Source organism: Paenibacillus sp. Negev47, assembly GCF_058313655.1.
In genome coordinates this window covers 5,897,637-5,918,844 of the sequence record NZ_CM177754.1, presented here as the reverse complement: position 1 = coordinate 5,918,844, position 21,208 = coordinate 5,897,637, and the positions used below count along the sequence as shown (strand labels likewise).

22 protein-coding genes and 1 riboswitch are annotated in these 21,208 nt (G+C 48.1%); of the genes, 14 read left to right on the top strand and 8 right to left on the bottom strand.

The annotated features are described in order from the left end of the window. Positions 1-5 precede the first annotated feature (5 nt). From AC4G47_RS26625 to AC4G47_RS26605, 5 genes are all read left to right on the top strand, one after another. On the top strand, positions 6-1,037 hold the full coding sequence (locus tag AC4G47_RS26625; RefSeq protein WP_491103581.1) for an HD-GYP domain-containing protein: 1,032 nt from the start codon (positions 6-8) through the stop codon (positions 1,035-1,037). 165 nt (positions 1,038-1,202) lie between these two features. Further along, positions 1,203-1,466, top strand: coding sequence for a YneF family protein (locus tag AC4G47_RS26620; protein ID WP_458125210.1), 264 nt, complete (start codon positions 1,203-1,205; stop codon positions 1,464-1,466). Positions 1,467-1,517: 51 nt separating this feature from the next. Continuing rightward, on the top strand, positions 1,518-2,111 hold the full coding sequence (folE, locus tag AC4G47_RS26615) for a GTP cyclohydrolase I FolE (protein WP_036668229.1): 594 nt from the start codon (positions 1,518-1,520) through the stop codon (positions 2,109-2,111). Between the two features lie 200 nt (positions 2,112-2,311). Beyond that, positions 2,312-3,163, top strand: coding sequence for a lipoate--protein ligase family protein (locus tag AC4G47_RS26610; RefSeq protein WP_458125211.1), 852 nt, complete (start codon positions 2,312-2,314; stop codon positions 3,161-3,163). 71 nt (positions 3,164-3,234) lie between these two features. After that, positions 3,235-3,459, top strand: coding sequence for a hypothetical protein (locus AC4G47_RS26605; RefSeq protein ID WP_145326466.1), 225 nt, complete (start codon positions 3,235-3,237; stop codon positions 3,457-3,459). A 147-nt stretch (positions 3,460-3,606) separates the two neighbouring features. Here the strand turns inward: AC4G47_RS26605 and AC4G47_RS26600 are convergent, their stop codons facing one another. Together AC4G47_RS26600 and AC4G47_RS26595 are read right to left on the bottom strand one after the other, a co-directional pair. Then, positions 3,607-4,887, bottom strand: a complete 1,281-nt coding sequence (locus AC4G47_RS26600) for a Fe-Mn family superoxide dismutase (protein WP_491103580.1) — start codon at positions 4,885-4,887, stop codon at positions 3,607-3,609. 157 nt (positions 4,888-5,044) lie between these two features. Continuing rightward, positions 5,045-6,070 (bottom strand): alpha/beta hydrolase, encoded by a 1,026-nt coding sequence (locus AC4G47_RS26595; protein ID WP_491103578.1) that lies wholly within the window; start codon positions 6,068-6,070, stop codon positions 5,045-5,047. A 360-nt stretch (positions 6,071-6,430) separates the two neighbouring features. On the opposite strand from AC4G47_RS26595, the gene AC4G47_RS26590 reads away from it, so the two are divergent. Further along, positions 6,431-7,174: an IclR family transcriptional regulator gene (locus AC4G47_RS26590; protein WP_076216717.1), complete on the top strand. Its 744-nt coding sequence runs from the start codon at positions 6,431-6,433 to the stop codon at positions 7,172-7,174. Positions 7,175-7,322: 148 nt separating this feature from the next. Continuing rightward, positions 7,323-7,436, top strand: a riboswitch (TPP riboswitch). 418 nt (positions 7,437-7,854) lie between these two features. Then, positions 7,855-9,639, top strand: coding sequence for a phosphomethylpyrimidine synthase ThiC (gene thiC, locus AC4G47_RS26585; RefSeq protein WP_491106808.1), 1,785 nt, complete (start codon positions 7,855-7,857; stop codon positions 9,637-9,639). A 274-nt stretch (positions 9,640-9,913) separates the two neighbouring features. Here thiC and AC4G47_RS26580 read toward each other — a convergent pair whose 3' ends face one another. The 5 genes from AC4G47_RS26580 to AC4G47_RS26560 form a co-directional block, all read right to left on the bottom strand. After that, on the bottom strand, positions 9,914-9,970 hold the full coding sequence (locus AC4G47_RS26580; RefSeq protein ID WP_491106807.1) for a putative holin-like toxin: 57 nt from the start codon (positions 9,968-9,970) through the stop codon (positions 9,914-9,916). Between the two features lie 119 nt (positions 9,971-10,089). After that, positions 10,090-10,779, bottom strand: coding sequence for an aspartate/glutamate racemase family protein (locus AC4G47_RS26575; RefSeq protein ID WP_458125221.1), 690 nt, complete (start codon positions 10,777-10,779; stop codon positions 10,090-10,092). 177 nt (positions 10,780-10,956) lie between these two features. After that, positions 10,957-11,124 (bottom strand): hypothetical protein, encoded by a 168-nt coding sequence (locus AC4G47_RS26570; protein WP_017690769.1) that lies wholly within the window; start codon positions 11,122-11,124, stop codon positions 10,957-10,959. A 464-nt stretch (positions 11,125-11,588) separates the two neighbouring features. Continuing rightward, complete coding sequence (locus AC4G47_RS26565) at positions 11,589-12,407, bottom strand: zinc ribbon domain-containing protein (RefSeq protein ID WP_491103575.1); 819 nt, start codon at positions 12,405-12,407, stop codon at positions 11,589-11,591. Positions 12,408-12,480: 73 nt separating this feature from the next. Continuing rightward, complete coding sequence (locus AC4G47_RS26560) at positions 12,481-13,431, bottom strand: helix-turn-helix transcriptional regulator (protein ID WP_491103573.1); 951 nt, start codon at positions 13,429-13,431, stop codon at positions 12,481-12,483. Positions 13,432-13,515: 84 nt separating this feature from the next. Between AC4G47_RS26560 and AC4G47_RS26555 the strand changes: the two genes are divergently transcribed. The 7 genes from AC4G47_RS26555 to AC4G47_RS26525 all read left to right on the top strand — a co-directional run bounded on the left by AC4G47_RS26555 (position 13,516) and on the right by AC4G47_RS26525 (position 18,039). Continuing rightward, on the top strand, positions 13,516-14,211 hold the full coding sequence (locus AC4G47_RS26555; protein ID WP_491103572.1) for a response regulator transcription factor: 696 nt from the start codon (positions 13,516-13,518) through the stop codon (positions 14,209-14,211). Next, positions 14,204-15,292, top strand: a complete 1,089-nt coding sequence (locus AC4G47_RS26550) for a sensor histidine kinase (RefSeq protein WP_491103571.1) — start codon at positions 14,204-14,206, stop codon at positions 15,290-15,292. Before AC4G47_RS26555 ends, AC4G47_RS26550 begins: the two co-directional genes overlap by 8 nt. Before the next feature lie 99 nt (positions 15,293-15,391). Next, positions 15,392-16,255, top strand: a complete 864-nt coding sequence (locus AC4G47_RS26545) for a M15 family metallopeptidase (RefSeq protein WP_491103569.1) — start codon at positions 15,392-15,394, stop codon at positions 16,253-16,255. Positions 16,256-16,283: 28 nt separating this feature from the next. Beyond that, the gene (locus AC4G47_RS26540) at positions 16,284-16,844 is read left to right on the top strand and encodes a VanZ family protein (RefSeq protein WP_491103568.1); all 561 of its coding nucleotides are present in this window, start codon (positions 16,284-16,286) and stop codon (positions 16,842-16,844) included. A gap of 13 nt (positions 16,845-16,857) precedes the next feature. Beyond that, positions 16,858-17,067, top strand: a complete 210-nt coding sequence (locus AC4G47_RS26535; RefSeq protein ID WP_491103567.1) for a hypothetical protein — start codon at positions 16,858-16,860, stop codon at positions 17,065-17,067. 222 nt (positions 17,068-17,289) lie between these two features. Then, a complete protein-coding gene (locus tag AC4G47_RS26530) occupies positions 17,290-17,688 on the top strand; it encodes a hypothetical protein (protein ID WP_491103565.1) in 399 nt (132 codons plus the stop codon). 36 nt (positions 17,689-17,724) lie between these two features. Beyond that, positions 17,725-18,039, top strand: coding sequence for a hypothetical protein (locus tag AC4G47_RS26525; protein WP_491103564.1), 315 nt, complete (start codon positions 17,725-17,727; stop codon positions 18,037-18,039). A gap of 108 nt (positions 18,040-18,147) precedes the next feature. On the opposite strand, the gene acnA is transcribed toward AC4G47_RS26525, so the two are convergent. Beyond that, complete coding sequence (acnA, locus tag AC4G47_RS26520) at positions 18,148-20,862, bottom strand: aconitate hydratase AcnA (RefSeq protein WP_491103563.1); 2,715 nt, start codon at positions 20,860-20,862, stop codon at positions 18,148-18,150. Positions 20,863-21,208: the final 346 nt, after the last annotated feature.

Below are 21,208 nucleotides of genomic sequence, written 5' to 3'. Positions count from 1 at the left end.
CGTTCATGAAGTATGTAAACGTGGAGAGCGTGGAAGCGGGGGAGCTTCTGGGCAAGACGGTATATTCCAGTAATGGTACGGTACTGCTGTCTGCCGGAGTCCAGCTCACCGTATATATGGTCAATACGCTGAAACGTATTGGCGTGACCATGCTGTACATCCAGGATGAAGCTTACAAAGATGTGGATTCAGAAGACATTCTGGATGAAACCACGAAACGGGCAATAATTAACGAAATGAGTGTCACACTTGAAGCGGTGCGTTCCGGGAAGGATTGGAGTCCAAGAAGGGTAGCTCTCAGTATAGACAAATTGCTGAATGATGTTCTGAACGGGCGTGAGTTGCTGGTGCAGCTCACCGATATTCGCACCAAAGACAATGCGCAGTATGTTCACGCGATGAATGTATGTTTGTTGTCTTCGGTCATCGGAATGAATATGGGACTCAGCTATAACCAACTGAAGGATCTTGCTGTGGGGGCATTATTGCATGATATTGGCAAAGTGGGGGAACCTCCTGGCAGTGGTTCTGCTGCCAATTCTTCGCTGCATCATACGTGGCGCGGATTCGAAGTGATTAAGAACAAGCGGGAGTTCAGTCTGTTGGTCGCCCATACAGCCTTACAACATCATGAGCATGTAGATGGTACAGGCATGCCGAGAGGCATAAAGGGAACTGATATCCATCTGTTTGCAAGAATCGTTAGTGCGGCTAACATCTATGATAATCTGATTAATGGATTATCGCAGGACAGCCTGTTGCCACATGAAGCCTGTGAAGAGATGATGGCAATGTCTAACACCAGGCTGGATCGAGACATTCTGATTGAGTTCAACAAAAGTGTATCGGTATACCCCAATGGTACAGCCGTGAGGCTGTCTACCAAAGAGACGGGAGTCATTGTGCGTCAGCATCGGGGATTGCCAGGCAGACCTGTAATCCGAGTGGCACGCGGCAGTACACGTTATTCTCTGGATGTGGTCGAAATCGATCTGGCCCAGCATACAACCGTTTTCATCGAAGCTGTCATGAGTTAGCTTGCGGTCAGTTCAACTGGAAAATCCGTTTGCTCAAGGCGTGCGGAAATGCTATGATACTTTCAGGAAATCCGGTCTGTGTCAGGTTTGCAACATGTGTGTTTAACATCATGAAGTGACACGGACTATAAGGCTTTTTAGAATGCATACAGAGGTGTCTAAGAGATGGAGATAGCAATTCCGATTATTACATTGATTGTTGGTCTGGTCGGGGGATTTTTCATCGGGGTGTTCTACTTGCGTAAACAACTTGAGAAAATGCAAAGCAATCCGGACATGCTTCAGAAAATGGCGAAGCAAATGGGCTACAACCTGAACGGCAAGCAAATGCAGCGTGCCCAGCAGATGATGAAGAACCAGCAGCCAGGAGCAAAAATGCCCCAGCCGCAACAACATCCTGCGCGTAAAAATTCGGGCCGCCGAAAATAATAGCAGTGAATAACTGCTTACCGTATGTGGTTCGAAAGGAGGCGTTCGGCAGTGGCTGGCGTTAAAGATTATTTGAATTCAAAAGTGTCCGACAATCGGGAGAAGATCGAGTATCATGTAGAGCAGATCCTGAAATTGATCGGAGAAGATAGTACACGTGAAGGGCTGCTTGAAACGCCTGCACGTGTGACCCGAATGTATGAAGAAATTTTTGGCGGATATGAAGTAGACCCGCGCGATGTGCTCGGTGTTACTTTTGACGAGAATCATGAAGAGCTGGTTATCGTTAAAGATATTGTCTACTACAGTCAATGTGAGCACCATATGGCGCCGTTCTTTGGCAAGGTGCACATTGGGTATGTACCAAGCGGCAAAATCGTCGGTTTGAGCAAAATGGCTCGTCTGGTTGAAGCTGTAACACGTCGCCTGCAGGTTCAGGAACGTATTACTTCACAGATCGCTGACATTTTGACAGAGGCCGTAGAGCCACACGGTGTTATGGTCGTTGTGGAGGGCGAGCACTTGTGTATGTGTTCCCGCGGTGTGAAGAAGCCGGGAAGCAAGACGGTAACCTCTGCTGTACGTGGTTCCTTCCGTGAGAATCCCGCTCAACGTGCCGAGTTCTTGTCTTTGGTAAAAGATTAAGATCGGGTATGTCCACTTGCTGGACAAGCCGGATGGTTAGATCCTCTTGGTTTTGGAAGCAGAAGTTTCGAGTTTCTGAAGCCATTGGATGTGATATAAATAAGCCGTGTTCCCTGGGGAACCGGCTTATTTATATATGGCGTTTTTCCTCATTCATAGAATGCATACAACCGAATTCGTTAGCCGGAGGTAATGGAACGATGAGTGTACCTTCCCATTCAGATCAACCGGTTCAGCCGGAAAAGGGACTACAAGCGGATAAACATACAATGCGTTTGCAAATCTGGGAGACACCACTCAAGCGACACGGCAGCAGCGTGCTCGAAGCTTTTGCATGGGAAGAAGTCATGTGCAGACGGGTCGGGGTAGGACATCTGCCTGTTGCGCATATATGGCGACATCCAGATGCCTTTGTAGCGGGTTTGCGTGACCGCAGGCTGCCACAGGCTGTAGAATCGATGGAACGGATAAGAAGCCAGGGTACAGCGGTCTGTGTCCGGCCTTCCGGAGGAGCCGCGGTTCCTCTAAATCCAGGGATCGTCAATGTGTCACTGATTCTGCCTAATCCCGGACACGCCATTAATATTCATGATGATTTCCGGGAGATGGCTTCGATTATTGCCGAGTCGCTAGCGCCGTGGTCGAATCAGGCGCAGACAGGCGAAGTGCAGGGTGCTTTTTGCCCGGGGGATTATGATGTCAGTGTAGGTGGACTTAAATTCTGTGGTATTGCCCAGCGCAGGCAAGCCAAGGCGTATATCATTACTGCTTTTATCATCGTGGAAGGCCAGGGAGATCAATTGGCAGCAGACGTACGTAAATTCTATCAGCATGCAGCAGGTGGGGCGATTGAAGGATATCCTGATGTTCAGCCGGGCACGATGGCCAGTCTGAAAGAATTGGCAGGTGTGCCTTCTGCGGCGGCATATACTGCCTCATTGGTTCGAACCCTGCGCAATCGTTATCCCAAGGCGGAGACAAGCCGCGTGTTAAGCGTCGGTTCTGAAGAGGTACGACAGACAGCTGAGCAGATGAAACTGCGCTATGATTAAGTTCTTTTTACTTGGACTTGGAATTGGGTAATAGAGATGATATGATGTGATTTCGGAAGGAGAGTGTTAGGATGGAAACGTTGAGATATACGTACTTATATGAGGTTGTATCTACAGGCGAAAAGTCTGAGTTCAGCCAAATGGCAACAAGCAAGGAAGAGGCTGCTACACTGATCGTTGCACGTATTGCCGATCTGGAGTTTACAGATGAAGCTGATATCAAGTTGGGCGACCTGATCGCAATTAGCAAACAGGTTGGCGACAACTATGTGGCGTGCGAGGGCTGTGCTTCTTAAGTGAGCATCTTGAAATAGGAAGTCTCTCAAAATACAAGCAAGTCTCTTTAACAGGAGACTTGCTTTTTTGTATGAAGTTCTAGAAGAGATATCTTTCAGTCATTCGGCTGGAGATATCTCTTTTTTACATACACTCTTATCCCGATGTTAGTAAGGTGGCCACAATAACTTGCGTGCCGTTTCGTAACGTTCGGCCACAGCCGGCCAGTAGACGACATTCCACCAGTCCTCGATATACTTTTTACGTTCATTCTGATGCTTCAGATAGTAGGCGTGTTCCCAGACATCCAGAGGCAGGAGTGGAACGATGTCGGACTGGGACAGGTTCTGGTGTTTTTCTGCCTGCAAAATCTCCAAGCGGTGTGCTCTCGGGCTCCAGACAAGCATCGCCCAGCCACTGCCTTCTACTTTGTTCGCGGCTTCCGTGAATTGGTTCTTGAATGCTTCGTAGCTACCGAAATCCCGTTTGATCTGCTCTGCGAGCATACCGGAAGGTTTGCCGCCGCCAGCAGGATTCATAATCGTCCAGAAGATCGTATGCAGGTAGTGGCCTGCCCCATTGAAGGCAAGTTCACGTTCCCAGTGCTTGATGAGTTCAAAGTTATTCTTTTTCCGCGACTCAGCCAGCTTCTTCTCCGCTACATTCAGTCCATCCACGTAGGATTGATGGTGTTTGTCATGATGGATACGCATCGTCAGCTCATCAATATGCGGCTCCAGCGCATTGTAAGCATAGGGAAGTGGTGGCAGTGTGTGCCCACCAATGGGAACTGGCTTTTCTTTTACTGGAGGTGCTGTAGTGCTGGGCATGGTTTGAGTTGTTCCGGTAGAAGGTGGTTGGACGGCTGCTGATTGGATATGTGCGGAAGGAGATGGAGCATTCACGTTTCCCTCGATGGAAGATGGAGCTTCTATAGCCTCTCGATTGATGTTCCCTGAAATCGTTGTTTGCAACGCATTTTCCAATGAAAAAGATTGCTCTGTGGTCGAATCTTGCATGACGCCAGGTTGACCGAGTGTATCCAGTACGCCGAGGAAATACTCCGATTCGCGGATAAAATGCAAAATGAGTACTTTGGTAAGCGGAACAGCTTGAACAGCAGCGCTTTGCTCCAGAAGAACATACAGCTGTTTGATGAACTCTCTGGATTGCTGGCGGGCAGCCGATATGAGTTGATCAACACAACCAATCATGTAGGGGGCGGGTGGATGGGTTCCCGGTAATAGTTGCTTTAATAGCTGATTCGCTACTCTCTCACTGTGCTCAAAAGTAGCCTCCCATTCCTCCAGGAGCTTAACGTATGGGGGCTCCAGTTCAGGGACCAGTGCACGAATGACTAGCGTATGTTCTTTCTCCTGCTCTTTCCAGAAACGGATTTCCTCCAATGTCCGCAGAGGCAGCAGGTGACCATATCCATACCAGTTCATATCTGGTGGACCTCCTTCAGATGAATTTTAATGCATGCTCATACCGTCGCTTAATGCGTCCCAAGAGTATATTCCACTGGCCTGTTGTCCTATGAATGCAAAAAAAAGAGCCCCGGAGGGCTCAAGAATCAACGAGAAACTCGATTATTAAATACGGTTATTCTCCACTATTGGTGTTCTGCACATCGTCACTGCTTGTCTTCGTTACATGACTCAGGAACGTAGAGACACGGCGAATATATTCCTTCGAGTGTTCTCGGAAAATAAGTTCATGATGCGCGTCCTGGACAATCCATACATCCGAGTACGGATTGGTCTGGTTGGCAGCGAGCTCCTCTGCAATCGGGTAAGGTGCCTTCTCGTCCTCTGTACCGTGGATAAAGAAGATCGGGAACGGATAGTCCTCTTTTTTTACTTCCTGATACGGAATCTGCTGTAATCCGGTTCCATTCAGAACGGGGAACAACAGTTTCATAATCTCCAGTGTCGGTTGACGCGGGAGGTCAATCTGGTTGTGAATGTTGTGGTACAGTGTGTCCGGCTCAAGCAAGAACGAACTGTCCAGAATCATCGCATCCACTTCCTTCGTAATGAGTCCGGTTTGTAACGCAGTACCGGCACCCATCGAGAAGCCCCAGACAACCAATTCCTGTGCACCACGCTGCTTGGCAAACTGGATGGCACCGAGCAACTGCTGTGACTCGGCTTTCCCACCTGTGGCTACAGCTTTGTTCACTTGGGAGGCAAAACCGTAATCGAACATCACCACGTTGAACCCGAGTTGATGGGCATAGTGGGCCAGATCGTACATAGGTACCCATGTTTCTTCACGGTTGGCACCATATCCGTGACTGAAGATGATCGTTTTGCTCGCAGTGTTGTCAGCAGGAATATACCATCCCTGCATCGTCCGGCTGCCATCTGCTGCCGGAAACGTGATGTCTTCGTACTTCATGTTCTTGGCCTGCATCGGATTGGAGAAGACAGGCGCTACAGTTGGGTTGGATAATACCCATGCGATATAACCATGCAGTGCAATAAAACAAAACAGCAGGAAAAATACAACGGAGAGCAGCAACGCTACGATAATATGTTTGAACCGAATCAGCCTCGGTGATAACGAAGAGGGCAGATCGGACACTTTTGTTTGCAGCGGGGCTTCGCTCTGGGATGTTGGATACATGAATGCCCCTCCTTTGAAGTTCAGTTGAAGATAACAACGACATGAAAAGAGAATTACGTCTATTTCAGAACCTGCTTCAGAGCGATATCTTAAAGTAATATATCTTTATCGTATGTTCCAATATAGTCAAAGTCAATTGATTGAGGGCATTTGTTACGCAATTGTTATATAGTTCTTAAGATATATGGGTAACATTCCCTTAGCGAGTAAATTACAGGGGATTTAGTCTTATAAAAAGGAAATATTTATAACTTGGCCTATTCAGATCTTGACTCTTTTTTGGTTTACAGATGAGACCGTTTCTCATATAATTTATGTAACCAAGTTTCATGTGATGAAACATGAGGAGGGCATTATGCCATGGAAGATCGTAAGTTAACCGTCCGGGCTGTAGAACGGGCGCTGGATATATTATTATGTTTTACCACGCGCAGTGATCTGGGACTCACCGAAATTGCCAGTCAGATTGGTTTGCACAAAAGTACAGTGCATCGCCTGATGGCTACGCTGGAGGATCGAGGCTTTGTCATCCGGGATGCGGCAACGGAGAAGTACCGACTTGGCATACGAATCTGGGAGCTATCAGCCCATATGTCACGCAGTGATGATCCGGCGATTTTGCTGCTGCCTGCAATGGAGCGACTGAGAGACCGGTTGGGAGAGACCGTAAGTCTGTACCTGCGTGATGGCAGTGAACGGATTCGGATTCAGGCTGTACAAAGTGATCAGGCAATTCGCCGTGTTGCTCCCGTCGGGGTTAGACTCCCGCTATCTGTCGGGGCTTCCAGCAAAGTCTTGATGGCGTTTGCGACGGACGAGGACCGTGAAGAACTGATGAATGGGCCTGAATGGCCGGTATTTATCGATCCAGCGGTGTATTTGGCGCAGATGGGAGACATCCGGGATAACGGATATGCCACGAGTTACGAGGAACGTGAGCCGGGAGCTGCGGCGGTATCGGTGCCGATTATGGATCGTAGAGGCAATATTGCAGCTGCGCTCTCGGTCTCAGGACCTGTCAGCCGACTCTCGCAGGAGACTTTGCACGAATACGCACCTGTGCTAAAGGAAGCTGCTACGCAGATGGGGCTCATGTTATCCTGATGTTGATGTAAGGTCTGTCACCAATTAAGTTAGCAATCTGGAATATAAAGGTTGTTTTTATGTTCCGGTTGCGCTACTCTGTAATGGACGGCCCAGCGGGGCCAGCTTCATTGCATATGAACAGCGGCTTGTGTAAGCCGCAACTTGTTAACGTTACTGGGGGAGTCCGAACTGTCCGGACTGAGACGGAATCGCATGAGATTCCGGACCCTTTGCACCTGATCTGGATCATACCAGCGTAGGGAAGTAATCGGCGATATGACCACAACCACCACATAATGTGACCCTTGCAGTGCTCCGTTAAGGAGCTGATTGAAGGTGCATTATTGGTGATGGACATAAAAGTCGGTTCCTTCGGGGACCGGCTTTTTTATATACAGGGAACAGGCGATATAGTGCGGACTCCATGGGCTTCTTTTTCAATAACCTGCAAAGTGGGCTTGGATAAGGAGAGAAATCAGTGTAGATCCATGATCTGTGGTAACCTCCGTTATGTTGTGAACTGTACATGAATGATGTCTCCTCTGGTTGGTGTAGGATCGCTCTTTCTTCTCTGCATTGCGTTGATTTGGGACAGGTACGTAAGCGAGCTAATGATGATACCAACCAAACCAAGCGAAGGAACACTAAGGAGGAGACAAGTGAACATGAGTACAGGAGATCAAACGGGACAACAAGCGATGGAACAGGAACTTACGGGTCAGCAGGTGGAAAAGAAAACAGAGGCGGCCGGACGGGTTCAGCCCTTTCCGGGCAGCCGCAAAGTCTACATTCAGGGCTCACGGCCGGACATTGCTGTTCCGGAGCGTGAAATAGCCCTTCATGACACGAATACTCCCCAAGGGGTGGAGCATAACGAACCGCTGCGTGTCTACGATACGAGCGGTCCCATGACTGATCCCGCATTTCATGCCGATATCCGGGCAGGTCTACCAGCCCTGCGTACCCGCTGGATCACAGAGCGTGGCGATGTGGAGGCTTACCAAGGCCGTACAGTTAAACCCGAGGATAACGGATTAAAGCCCGGAGGGAAGAGAGCTGGAGCCGAAGAGTACCCTGGATTGCGTGGCAAACCGCTGCGAGCACAGACGGGACGCTGTGTGACTCAGATGCATTATGCGAGGCAGGGAGTCATTACGGCAGAGATGGAGTTTGCTGCCATTCGTGAAGGCGTGGAGCCGGAATTCGTGCGCCAGGAACTGGCGAGTGGAAGAGCCATCCTGCCGTCTAACATCAATCACCCGGAGAGTGAGCCGATGTTGATTGGTCGTCATTTTCATGTGAAGATCAATGCCAACATTGGCAACTCTGCTGTATCTTCTTCCATCGAAGAAGAGGTGGAGAAGATGACCTGGGCGGTACGCTGGGGATCGGATACCGTAATGGATCTGTCCACAGGCAAAGACATTCATACCACCCGGGAATGGATCATTCGCAATTCACCTGTGCCAATCGGTACGGTGCCGCTGTATCAGGCGCTGGAGAAGGTGAATGGCGAAGCGGAAGCGCTGACCTGGGAGTTATACCGGGACACGCTTATTGAGCAGGCAGAGCAGGGTGTGGACTACTTTACGATTCATGCAGGTGTACTGCTGCGTTATATCCCGATGACGGCCAAGCGGATGACAGGCATTGTGTCTCGCGGTGGGTCCATTATGGCAGCATGGTGCCTTGCGCATCATCAGGAGAATTTTTTGTACACCCATTTTGAAGAAATCTGCGAGATTATGAAAAGGTATGATGTAGCGTTCTCACTGGGAGATGGTCTCCGCCCAGGCAGCATCTACGATGCCAACGATGAAGCTCAGATGGCGGAACTGGCGACGCTTGGAGAACTGACACAGATCGCGTGGAAGCACGATGTGCAGGTGATGATTGAAGGCCCGGGTCACGTGCCGATGCACAAGATCAAGGAAAATGTGGACTTGCAGATGGAGATCTGTCAGGAAGCACCGTTCTATACGCTGGGGCCGCTGACGACCGACATCGCGCCGGGATACGATCACATCACGTCCGCCATTGGGGCGGCCATGATTGGCTGGTTCGGCACGTCCATGCTTTGTTATGTTACGCCAAAAGAACATCTGGGCCTGCCCAACAAGGATGATGTGCGGGAAGGGGTTATCGCCTACAAGATCGCAGCCCATGCCGCGGATCTGGCGAAAGGCCATCCACGTGCCCAGCGCCGGGATGACGCCCTGTCCAAAGCGCGCTTCGAGTTCCGCTGGCGTGACCAGTTTAACCTGTCACTGGACCCTGAACGTGCGCTGTCCTATCATGATGAGACGCTGCCAGCAGAAGGGGCCAAGGAAGCTCATTTCTGCTCCATGTGCGGACCGAAGTTCTGTAGCATGCGCATTACGCAGGACATTCGTGCCTTTGCCGCGGACAAAGGATTGTCCGAGAATGAGGCTGTAGCTGCGGGCATGCAGGAAAAGGCAGAGGAATATCGGACACGTTCCTAGGCGCCGTTACAACGTAAGCTGGGCAGTCTGACATCGTTTAAAAGTGAGAATGCTGCTATCATGTCGCCTTCTTCGTGTTCCTGATCAGCTTCCTGATACTTTTTATCAGTATTATGGTTGATTGTCTAGCAGATGTTAATAAAATGAATGTAAGTAAACAACAATAAGAGTAGCCAGGCCAATGGCTACTCCTGCACAGCATTTGCGGTGGGTATTCCTCCGAGTGCAGCAAGTTCAGATGAAGTGACCCGTCAGGCCGTCAACCTGTGGCGGGTCACTTCTTTTTACGATCGATGTATGTCAGGAGTGCAATAATTAACATCGCGAACACTTTACGTCGTTAAAAGAGAAGTTCGTAGGATCACCTCCCACTGGAGGCAAGCCTATTCCCACCACATATTGGTTTTCACATGTCTTTAGTGATTGTAATACTTCACCCCAAATCCGCTACTATTGACGAACTAACCCCAAATTCTTTTCCAAATACGTCGCAAGCAATGCCAACGGGCTATGGATATCAATGCCCATGTCTGCTGTAACCTGTGAAGCTGCAGGAGCCATGGAGAGCTGGGCTGCGACTACCCTTTTACCGGGATACTGCACAGCAATCTGCTGTAATCCTTCACGTACCGCTTCGTGATACCCTCGCTTATCTCCGCGCATAATCAACTCGAATGTACCCGGAATGCACACTGCTTCCGTCTGAGGTGTCTGGGAAACGTATAGTTGCCCATTTTCCTCCTCTTGCTGTAACGCCTGATTCACCCGTGCCATCGTTCCTTCAATGGTTGCGGGGTTGGTGAAAACGATGATGTAATCCTCTGATATTCGCCGCATTTCCTGCAATAGCGGATCATCTATGCCAATCACAGGCACAGGGACCTGTTTGGCTTCTTGCCCCAGTACTGTCGCAAAGAGGGTACACGTGACCAGAATGGCATCTGCATGACACTCAGCGATCCAGTGGAGCGTCTGTGCTACTTTTTCGTGAATGACCACATCAGAAAAGTCAGCATCATGTTTAAGACGATCCAAACCTGGATCGACGTAATGGACCAATTCAACACCATAAGGAGCAAGCGTTTCTTCAATTAAAGCGATGTTGGAATAGTGTGCGTGAAAACAACCAATGGTGATCATAGGCTAAGTCCCCTTTTACAGTTCGTATATGTCATGGATCTTGAAGATATTTAAACCATTATAAAAACATGACTGAGGACTGTACAGTTGTTTGTTGCTCAACGCCAATAACCGCCCTTCCGCCAAGCTGCGGAAAGACGGTTGATAACCGTACTCGAATAAGGTCCGGTGTCCATTTTATCGAAGGGAAGGAGACGCATTCTTCTTCGCCATTTTTTGCTGCAGAATTTCATGAAAGGATAGACCTTGAGTGTTCTCATTCTCCTTTTTAGGAGCAGTGGTCGCCGTGTTGCGCGGATATTGGTGGTGGTACGGGATCATTTGCTGAATAGGCATGCGGATCATCTTGGTTCCTCCTTTGATGCATTTTTTTAAATTATGTATTTCGACTGGTTATGTTGCCATGTGCGCATATAGGTACATATGACTTGTTAGACGAAATAGATGACTTTAGAATGTAAATCCAATTGGATTGTAGTGATTTTACCCCGTATTGAGCAGATGTAAACGTTTTTAGGGAAATTCAGGAGTAAAGAACCTGATATGACAGGTTTCATGTGGGAGGATGGAATTGGTTGTTATGTGAATAGTCCTAATTCTAAGGAAGTCAATGGTACCGGCATATGAGGCATATTATCTGGTTGAATGATGCAAAGCATGCTAACTAACTTGGTACCATAGTCGGGTTGCTTAGGTGGTTATGTAGTTCCGGTTATGACAAAAAACTGCCGAGCAAACTCGGCAGCTGATGTGATATGAAGAAGGATGCGAACTAACTTTGATTCAGTCTGAGATGTATATCGTATTCTTTATCTATTTTGACGAACAGCGATGTATACATCGACTTGTACACTTTCGGGATTCAGGCTGCGCTCATCATACAATTCGAAATCTCCTGTGAAGGTCCGGTCGCTTTGTTTGTCCCATGCCCACACGGCTCCCCATGCTTCGCCGACAACCTCTGCCATGGGTCCTTTTCTGGAAGTGAATACGGCGTAAGTCGCAGGAGGGAGCAGAATGTCATCCAATCCTTCAGGTAAGGATTCATCGGAGCTGACCTCATGCCCCACCAGTATGGTGTATTCTCCGGTTATGCCATCGGTGTAGTCCGCGTAACAGCCATAGCGGGCAGCTTCCGGTGCAGGGAGGTGCTCTGAGGAAAAGTAATTGTTCCAGAGTCCCTGAATACAGCCTTTGCCACTGATCTCAATGGCATTGGTTGTACGGGCGGATACGCCAGCAAGACGTTTGCCTGGGAGCGTGACATAACGAACCGGCTGGGTAGAGAATGAATTGTCTGTTGTTACCTGACCTGGATGAGTAGCAGCAGCTGAGTTCCCCGCTAGGAATTCCGCATGTTGATCAACCGCAGTAGTACGCCATCGTTTCAAAAAGGGCAGCTGGTTACGAAGCATCGACCGAGCAGATTCCTCGTCCATGCCCTCGTCCTTCAGAATGGCAGTACACATCTCGGTCATGCCTTCCAGTGAAATACCAGGCTGTTCGAACGTGCCTTCCTTGTAACAATAGATACAGTATTCACGGGTCGTGCTTCCATCTGCTTCGGTGCCCAATTGAGCAGGGGTTGTCAGCGGCATTCCGCAGCTTTGACATACAGTGACGTTCATTATTAATTCCTCCTTGGATATGTACAGATTGAATATATCTGAAGTATACGGGGAGGAACTGGACAGCTGTCTGTCAGGTTTGAGTCGGGGTTATATATTTTTGTACAATTTGCTCGGCGATACGGCAGACTTCGTCCCGAATATGCTGAGGTTCCAATACTTCAACATCCGCGCCGAAGCCCAGAATGAACCCGTATAACCAGGCATCCTCGGGAAAAGCAACCTGGCTGATGTAATAGCCATTTCCATCAGGGATGACGTTCTCAATCCCGAACCATTCTTCCGCTAGATGACGGACGCGAGCATGGAATCTCAAGGTTAACCCAGCCTGACTGCCCGGACGGGTCCATTCCTGCTGCCAGGGTCTGTCCTGTGGGTTAATAACTTTACGCTCGAAGTGCTCATTCGCAAGCGTGACATCTTGCATACGTACAAGCTTGAACATGCGAAACTGATTTCGCTCGTGGCAAAAGGCATACAGGTACCAGGAATGCTTCTTGAGTACGATGGTATGAGGGTCCGCAGTTCGGTGGGTATGTGTACCTTCCGCACTGCAGTAGGTAAAGGTGACAGGTCGTAATTGATCCATGCCCTGTTCGATTAGTTGAAGCTTAAGTTGCAGTGCTTCGGGATGTGTCCAGGTTGAATAATCGACGATGAAACGATTGGTATTGGCCTGAAAATCATCATTCTTGGCTTCAGGCACGATGCTGCTTAGTTTTTCCACCAGAAGCTCACGCGCCGCATTGGCATGGGAGGTGGATACGCTGCGCAGTGCAGTGACGATGGACGCGAGGTCCTTGTCTGTTAATACGTTTCGATCCAGACGGTAGCCCTCTGCCAGACCAATCCCGCCGCTTGCGCCCTGATACGTCACCACTGGAATGCCTGCTTGACCCAATGTATCGATGTCCCGATAGATGGTACGGATGGATACTTCGAACGTATCTGCCAAGTCTTTGGCTTGTACTCGTCCACGATTGATGAGTAACACCACAACAGCTAACAAACGCTCCAGTTTCATATCTATGGATTCCTTTCATTGGTTTATCTGTTGGATTCAAATATGTTATATTGTTGAGCATCACACATAGGAGTGGAATAAGCAATGAAGCGAATTACGATTCTGATCGCAGACGATGAAGTTGAGATTGCTGACCTGGTTGCATTACATTTACAAAAAGAAGGATATCACACCATTAAAGCCTTCGATGGAAAGGCGGCGGTTCAAGCCGTTCAGACCCAAGCGATAGATTTAGCGATCCTGGACATCATGATGCCTGGCATGGACGGATACGAAGTAACCCGCAAAATTCGGGAGCATCATCATCTGCCGATCATTTTCCTGAGTGCCAAAACGTCGGATATGGACAAAATTACGGGACTTGTGATGGGCGCCGATGATTATATGACCAAACCTTTCAATCCGATGGAGCTTGTTGCCCGGGTCAACTCTCAGTTGCGTCGTTCCCTGCAGTTCAGCCAGTCGGCGCCTATGCAGCGCACCAATCTGGAGAAGGGCGGGCTCATCATCATGCCAGATCAACATCGCGTTACACTCTACGGCAAACCAGTGGAACTAACACCGAAGGAGTTCGACATTCTGTATCTGCTCGCGAGCAACCCCAAACAGGTGTTTAGTGCGGAAAGCATTTTTGAGCAAGTGTGGGGAGAAGCCTATTATGAGAGCGGGAACACGGTGATGGTCCATATTCGCACATTGCGCAAAAAGCTTGGGGAAGATGTGAACAAGAATAAGTTTATCAAAACCATTTGGGGTGTGGGGTATACGTTTAATGACTAAAAGAAGAAGTTTTCGCACGACCATGATTATGTTATTAGGGTTAAGCATGCTTGCCTCTGGCGCAATCACCTATGGGATTTACAAGCTTTTACAAGCCTATTATTCGGGTGTCCGTGCTGAAGATCAGCTCGCTGAATATCGTCATTTTATGAAAAGTATCGGAGATATCTATTTCTTCCTGATCTTATTTATCCCGCTCGCCATTCTATTCTTCTTCTGGTTTACCAAGCCTTACGCGACGTATTTCAAGGATATTTCCACAGGGATCAGGCATTTGGCCAACGGTGACTTTCAGCATCGTGTACAGATCTCATCCAAGGACGAATTAGGTACGATTGCAGAGGATGTAAACTTGGCAAGTGAGAAGCTAAGGGAAGCGGTGGAACGAGGGGATTTTGCTGAAAATAGTAAGGATCAGCTTGTTGTCAATCTGGCGCATGACCTGCGAACACCGCTGACCTCTGTGCTTGGATATTTGGATCTGCTCATGAAGGATGATCAGCTGACGGAGGAACAGGTCAGGCACTTTACGTCGATTGCATTCACCAAGTCACAACGTCTGGAGAAGCTGATTGATGATTTGTTCGAAATTACCCGCATGAATTATGGGATGCTGCCTATAAACAAGACACCACTGGATCTTAGTGAACTGCTAAAACAGATGAACGAAGAACTCTATCCTGTATTTGAAAAGAACCATCTGGCCACCCGATTAAAAATAGACACTGAACTTACCATCTCCGGTGATGGTGAGTTGCTGGCTCGTGTGTTCGAGAATCTGCTGATTAACGCTGCACGGCACGGCAAGGACGGCATGTATGTGGATATTAACGGATATCACGATGCAGATCAGGTTATCATTCAGGTGATTAACTATGGTGGACATATTCGTCCGGAGGAATTGCCGCATATCTTCGATATGTATTACACCGGAGATCGTGCCAGGACCCCACAGGAAGGTGGGACAGGCCTTGGGTTATTTATCGCACGCAATATAGTGGAACAGCATGACGGTACGATTTCGGCCCAGAGTGATGTGGTACGGACGCAATTCGAAGTTCGTTTACCTGTATTCCATTGAGGTCTGACAGCAAATTTAAGAAAAACTTTAGAATTGCCCTGCTTTTTCTTTAACTAGTTTTCTCTATCCTTGATGTATGAGGTAAAAGGAGGAACAAGCATGAAAAAGTGGGGCTTTTTGATATGCATCATTTTGATCGGATATATCGTTACGCAGTCACCGGGATGGCTTCAGCAGAAGGATGAATTACCCATTGAGATTCAGAATACGCGTGAAAACCCGGCAGGTTATACCGTATCCGTCACTGGAAACATTCAGGATCAGGTACATAAGGGCAACTTGTTACTGGTTAATAAGCAATACCCTGTTCACGCGGAAGGAGTCAAATCCGATATTGTATATGTGGCACATGAGGATGATCTTCTTCGTGGATATGGAATACAGGATCAGAAAATCATGTTATCACTGCAGGTGGCACAGGAGTTTCGGAAGATGGTTGAGGCAGCAGGAGAAGAGGGAGTACGATATTTCCTCATCAGTAGTGGCTACAGGGACTTTGCGAAGCAGGACGAGCTTTATCGGGAAAAGGGTTCAGACTACGCACTTCCTGCGGGTCACAGTGAGCACAATCTGGGCTTATCCCTGGATGTCGGCTCCACATTGGCTGCCATGAATGAAGCACCCGAGGGGGCCTGGCTGGAGAAAAATGCATGGAGGTACGGATTCATTCTACGTTACCCGAAGGATAAGGTGAGCATTACGGGTATTCAGTATGAACCATGGCACTTCCGATATGTGGGGTTGCCACATAGTGCTGTTATGCATAAGAACAATCTGGTGCTGGAGGAGTACCTTGATTTGCTAAAAGAGAAAGAGAACATTACTGTGGAAGTAGAGGATGAGGCGTATCATATCCGCTATTATCGGGCCACCCAAGATACAACCGTTTACATACCTGAACAAGGCCAATATGAAATATCGGGTGATAACATGGATGGCGTCATCGTTACCGTTAAGAAATAACAGGGCAACACCAGGGAGGAAGAGCAACATGAAGCACAACAACCAGAAGAAAACCAAACATTACATCCTTTGGATTGCCGTGTTCATTGTCTACGTATACTTACTTACCAAGCTGATTCTGTTCAAAGGAAGTCCCGTCGACTTTGGCATCGTGAAGGTTCGGCTTATGGCATTCTTGCAACAACCGGATCTGATCCATACGCGAACCGTCAACCTGACGCCATTTCAGGAAATCTCACGAGACTGGAACAGCCTGTCGTTACATCGTCCAGGCACCGCAATCCATCTGCTAGGGAATGTACTGGCTTTTATCCCGCTGGGCATCTTCATTCCTGTGCTGACGGGTAACAAATTATTCTCTGGAGTAAAGGTGTTCCTGCTGTCCCTGCTGCTCAGTCTGGGCTATGAAGTGACACAGTTGTTGACGGGTATGGGTATATTTGATGTGGATGATCTAATGCTCAATACGCTCGGCGGCTTGATTGGATATATTATTCTGACCACGGCCATCGGCCTGAAAAGGTTGTTGGTGGTAGGAGAATCCCGTGTGACGGCGAAGAAGTTAAATTCTAAGGAAAGTCACGTGTAAGGAGGGGATCAACTTGATTATAATGGCTGTACTGTTTATTAGCGCAGGGCTGATGTTTCTCGTGTATCCACACAGCGTAAAGGATGCTTCGGAAAAACAGATCACGGAGCGAGTGATCATGTCGAGATGGGTCGGAGGCTCGCTAATTGCCCTGTCGTGTTTGTTTCTCATCATGGGTACAATTCAACTGTTGGATCAAGCATCACATCACATTGGGCATTAGAAGAAAGTCGGCCTTGAAGCAATCGAAATAGAGAACACACACATACTGGACCCACGGCTCCCCCATCATTGTGCAGATTGCATGTAACGGGGAGTTTTTTTGTATTTTCATAAGGTATCAAATTTAGGATAGAATCAGTAAATTTTGCGAGTGACATTGCCAATGAGTTAGAGTAGAGAAGACGCGTTAGGACCTATTTCTTACAAAAAGGGAGGGCACACATTGTATTCATTGGCTAAAGAACTAGCAGGAACAATGAAAGCCATTATTAAAATTGAAAGCGAAATTGCTGAAGCTACGATTGATCAACAGGATGAAGAGATCATACTTGGTATGGAACAGAGAAGATCTGCTTTAATAAATAGTGTCACACGTGATGAATTAATGGTCATCCAAACAGTGATGAACGTAGGAAGGTCAGAAAGAGGGTATCGTTATCATTTTAATTCGGAAGACGTTGAGATTATTAACCTTCCCATTGAGTTAAACGAGCATGAGTTGATGCAGAAATATTCCTACTATCTGATACATAAAACCAAAGAGGAATTAGCAAATGGAATTGAATATCATACGCTTGTCTCATCATTCCTAAAAGAAGGTATAGAAATATTGAAACTCTAGGCCGTTACCCGACATGCTGATAGGAGGTCTTGCAAGATGATAATGAAAATTTCGTATTATACGCCAGATGGATTTTACTATTACGTCCCCGATCAATATGCAGAGAAGATGGAAGAGTGGAGAATTGAATTTTCTGATTTTTTACAGAGCATTGAGGGGAAACATCCATTCACAGAATATATGGAGTCCATCAATTATGAGGGTGAGCTGGAATATGCCGTTTTTGTAAGGTGCTACGGCGGAGATGAGTTTGTAGACTGGATTAACGTGGAAAAATTAAACTGCAGAGGGCTATACCGTATTCCTGCACCAGCTGATGATTCAGAAGTTGGATTGAAAATTGACTTTTAAACGTATCTCTATCATGAAAAGAAAATCCAAAAAGCTCCCCATCACGTGCAGATCGCACGTAGCGGGGAGCTTTTTGGTATAACTTCATCACATTAAATATTGATGTAATTAAGCTTTTTTCATCATTTGACGCAATACGGTTTGCAGGATACCGCCGTTATGGTAGTAATCCACGTCAACCATGCTGTCCAGACGAGCGATGACAGGGAAGTCGAACTGTGTACCATCCTCACGAGTTACGGTTACTTTCAACTCTTGTCCTGGCTTCACATCATTGCTGAGACCCGTAATGTCATACGTTTCACGTCCGTTCAGACCAAGGCTGGACCAGCCGTGACCTTCTTGGAATTGCAATGGCATTACGCCCATGCCGACCAGGTTACTCCGGTGAATCCGCTCAAAGCTTTCTGCGATAACGGCTTTGACGCCGAGCAGGAATGTTCCTTTTGCCGCCCAGTCACGGGAGCTTCCTGTACCATACTCTTTACCAGCGATAACGATCAGGTTCTGTCCTTCATCCTGATACTTCATGGAAGCATCGTAGATGGACATTTCTTCGTCCGTCGGCAGGTACTTCGTAATACCGCCTTCTGTACCAGGAGCTACCTGGTTACGAATACGAATGTTGGCGAACGTACCACGCATCATGACTTCATGGTTACCACGGCGTGAACCGTAGGAGTTGAAGTCTTTGCGCTCTACGCCATGCTCTTTCAAGTACAATCCAGCTGGGCTGGATGCTGCAATATTACCTGCTGGCGAGATATGGTCCGTTGTCACGGAATCCGCAAGCAATGCCATAACGCGTGCAGAACGGATATCTGCGATATCGTTCAACGTGTCGCCAAGCTCTTGGAAGAACGGTGGATTTTGAATGTACGTGGAGTTCGGATCCCACTCGTACAATTCGCCTTCCGGTACAGAAATCGCATTCCAACGCTCGTTGGCTGTAAATACGTTCTCGTACTTGTTGCGGAACATCTGAGCGTTCAGGGAACTTGCGATGGTATCCTTGATTTCCTCGGAGCTAGGCCAGAGGTCCTTCAGGAATACAGGCTCATTGTTCGTATCATAACCGATTGGATCGGTTTCAAAGTCAATATTCACAGTACCCGCAAGTGCATATGCAACAACGAGTGGTGGAGATGCCAGATAGTTGGCTTTAACCTGTGCATGCACACGGCCTTCGAAGTTACGGTTACCAGACAATACAGCCGCTACGGTCATATCATTCTCAGCAATGGCTTCGCTCACTTCGTCCGGCAGTGGGCCGGAGTTACCGATACATGTTGCACAACCGTAGCCTGCAACGTTGAATCCGAGTTTGTCGAGGTACGTGATCAGACCTGCTTTTTCCAGATACTCGGTAACCACAAGGGAACCTGGTGTCAGACTGCTTTTCACATATCCTGGTTTGGTCAAGCCGCGTTCAACTGCTTTTTTCGCGAGCAGTCCCGCTCCGACCATAACGCTTGGATTCGAAGTGTTCGTACAACTTGTGATCGCCGCGATCACAACAGCTCCTGCTTTCAGTTCACTGGTGGAACCGTTCGGGTGCTTCACAGGTACGGTTTGTTCGATTTTCTCATCGCTCAGACCGTAGCCGCCTTTATCTACAGGTGTGCGAATGATGCTGTTGAAGCTTTCTTTCATTTGTGTCAGCTCGATGCGATCCTGTGGACGTTTTGGTCCTGCAAGACTTGGTACAACAGAGCCGAGATCCAGTTCAATCACATCTGTGAATTCAGGATCAACAGTGCTGGAAGTACGGAACATGCCTTGAGCTTTGTAGTAAGCTTCAACCAATTCAACCTGTTCGTCAGGACGGCCAGTGCTGCGCAGATAGTTCAACGTCTCACTATCAACAGGGAAGAAACCGATGGTAGCGCCGTACTCAGGTGCCATGTTGGCTACCGTTGCACGGTCAGCCAGACCCATGTTGGCAAGACCTGGTCCGTAGAACTCAACGAATTTACCAACAACGCCTTTTTTACGAAGCAATTGGGTAACGGTAAGTGCCAGATCCGTTGCTGTTGCGCCTTCGCTCAGGCTGCCTGTCAGTTTGAAACCGATAACGTCCGGTGTTACAAAATAAAGCGGTTGGCCCAGCATGCCTGCTTCGGCCTCGATTCCACCAACACCCCAACCAACAACGCCAAGTCCGTTGATCATGGTGGTGTGGGAGTCTGTACCTACGAGGGAATCCGGGAATACAACGGTTTCGCCGTCCACGGTTTTTGTTGCTGCCACGGAAGCGAGATACTCCAGGTTAACCTGGTGAACGATCCCTGTGGATGGTGGAACGGCACGGAAGTTGTTGAATGCCGTTTGTGCCCAACGCAAGAAGCGGTAACGCTCTTCATTACGCTCGAACTCGACCTTGATATTGTAATCAAGTGCATCGTTGGTACCGAAAGCATCAACCATGACGGAGTGGTCGATAACGAGATCGACGGGCACGAGCGGGTTGATTTGTTTCGGATCGCCGCCTGCTTTTTTCACAGTATCACGCATTGCAGCGAGATCAACGACAACCGGTACACCGGTGAAATCCTGCAGAACGATACGTGCAGGGATGAATGGAATTTCCTTGTTATTGTCACGGCCATCTGCCCAGCCGGTCAGTTGTTTTACGTGTTCTTCGGTAATGGCACGTCCGTCGAATTGACGAATTGCTGCTTCAAGCAATACTTTAATGGAGAAAGGGAGCCTGGAAAGATCGCCGTGGCCGCCTTCCTGAAGAGCATCGAGACTGTAGTAGCGGTAAGACTTGCCTCCAACCTCAAGACTGCGAGCGGCGGAGAAATGATTCTTTGCTGACATACATGTACCTCCTTGGGATGTGTCGGTGAGATGAAGAAAACGTTCATTTAGGTGAAGAACAGGCCTTCATCGTTCCGTGTTCTCGTTTGCTGGTTTCATCAGGTGAAACGTAATTTCATAATCATAACTTTAGTTTTAAGTATACCGTTTTCACCTCTGTACGTAAAGGGCTTTTTGCCTGTTCAAGCAAGCCTTTGAACCAATGAAGGCGTTTTCGTAAAGCGAGAAGGAATAAGATATCGCATGTACCTGTATTTGCCGAATTCAGAGACTTCATCCCGAGACACGTACATACAACCGAAGACCCTCTCATATGAATAGTAGGAGTTTATATACGCAATGAAAT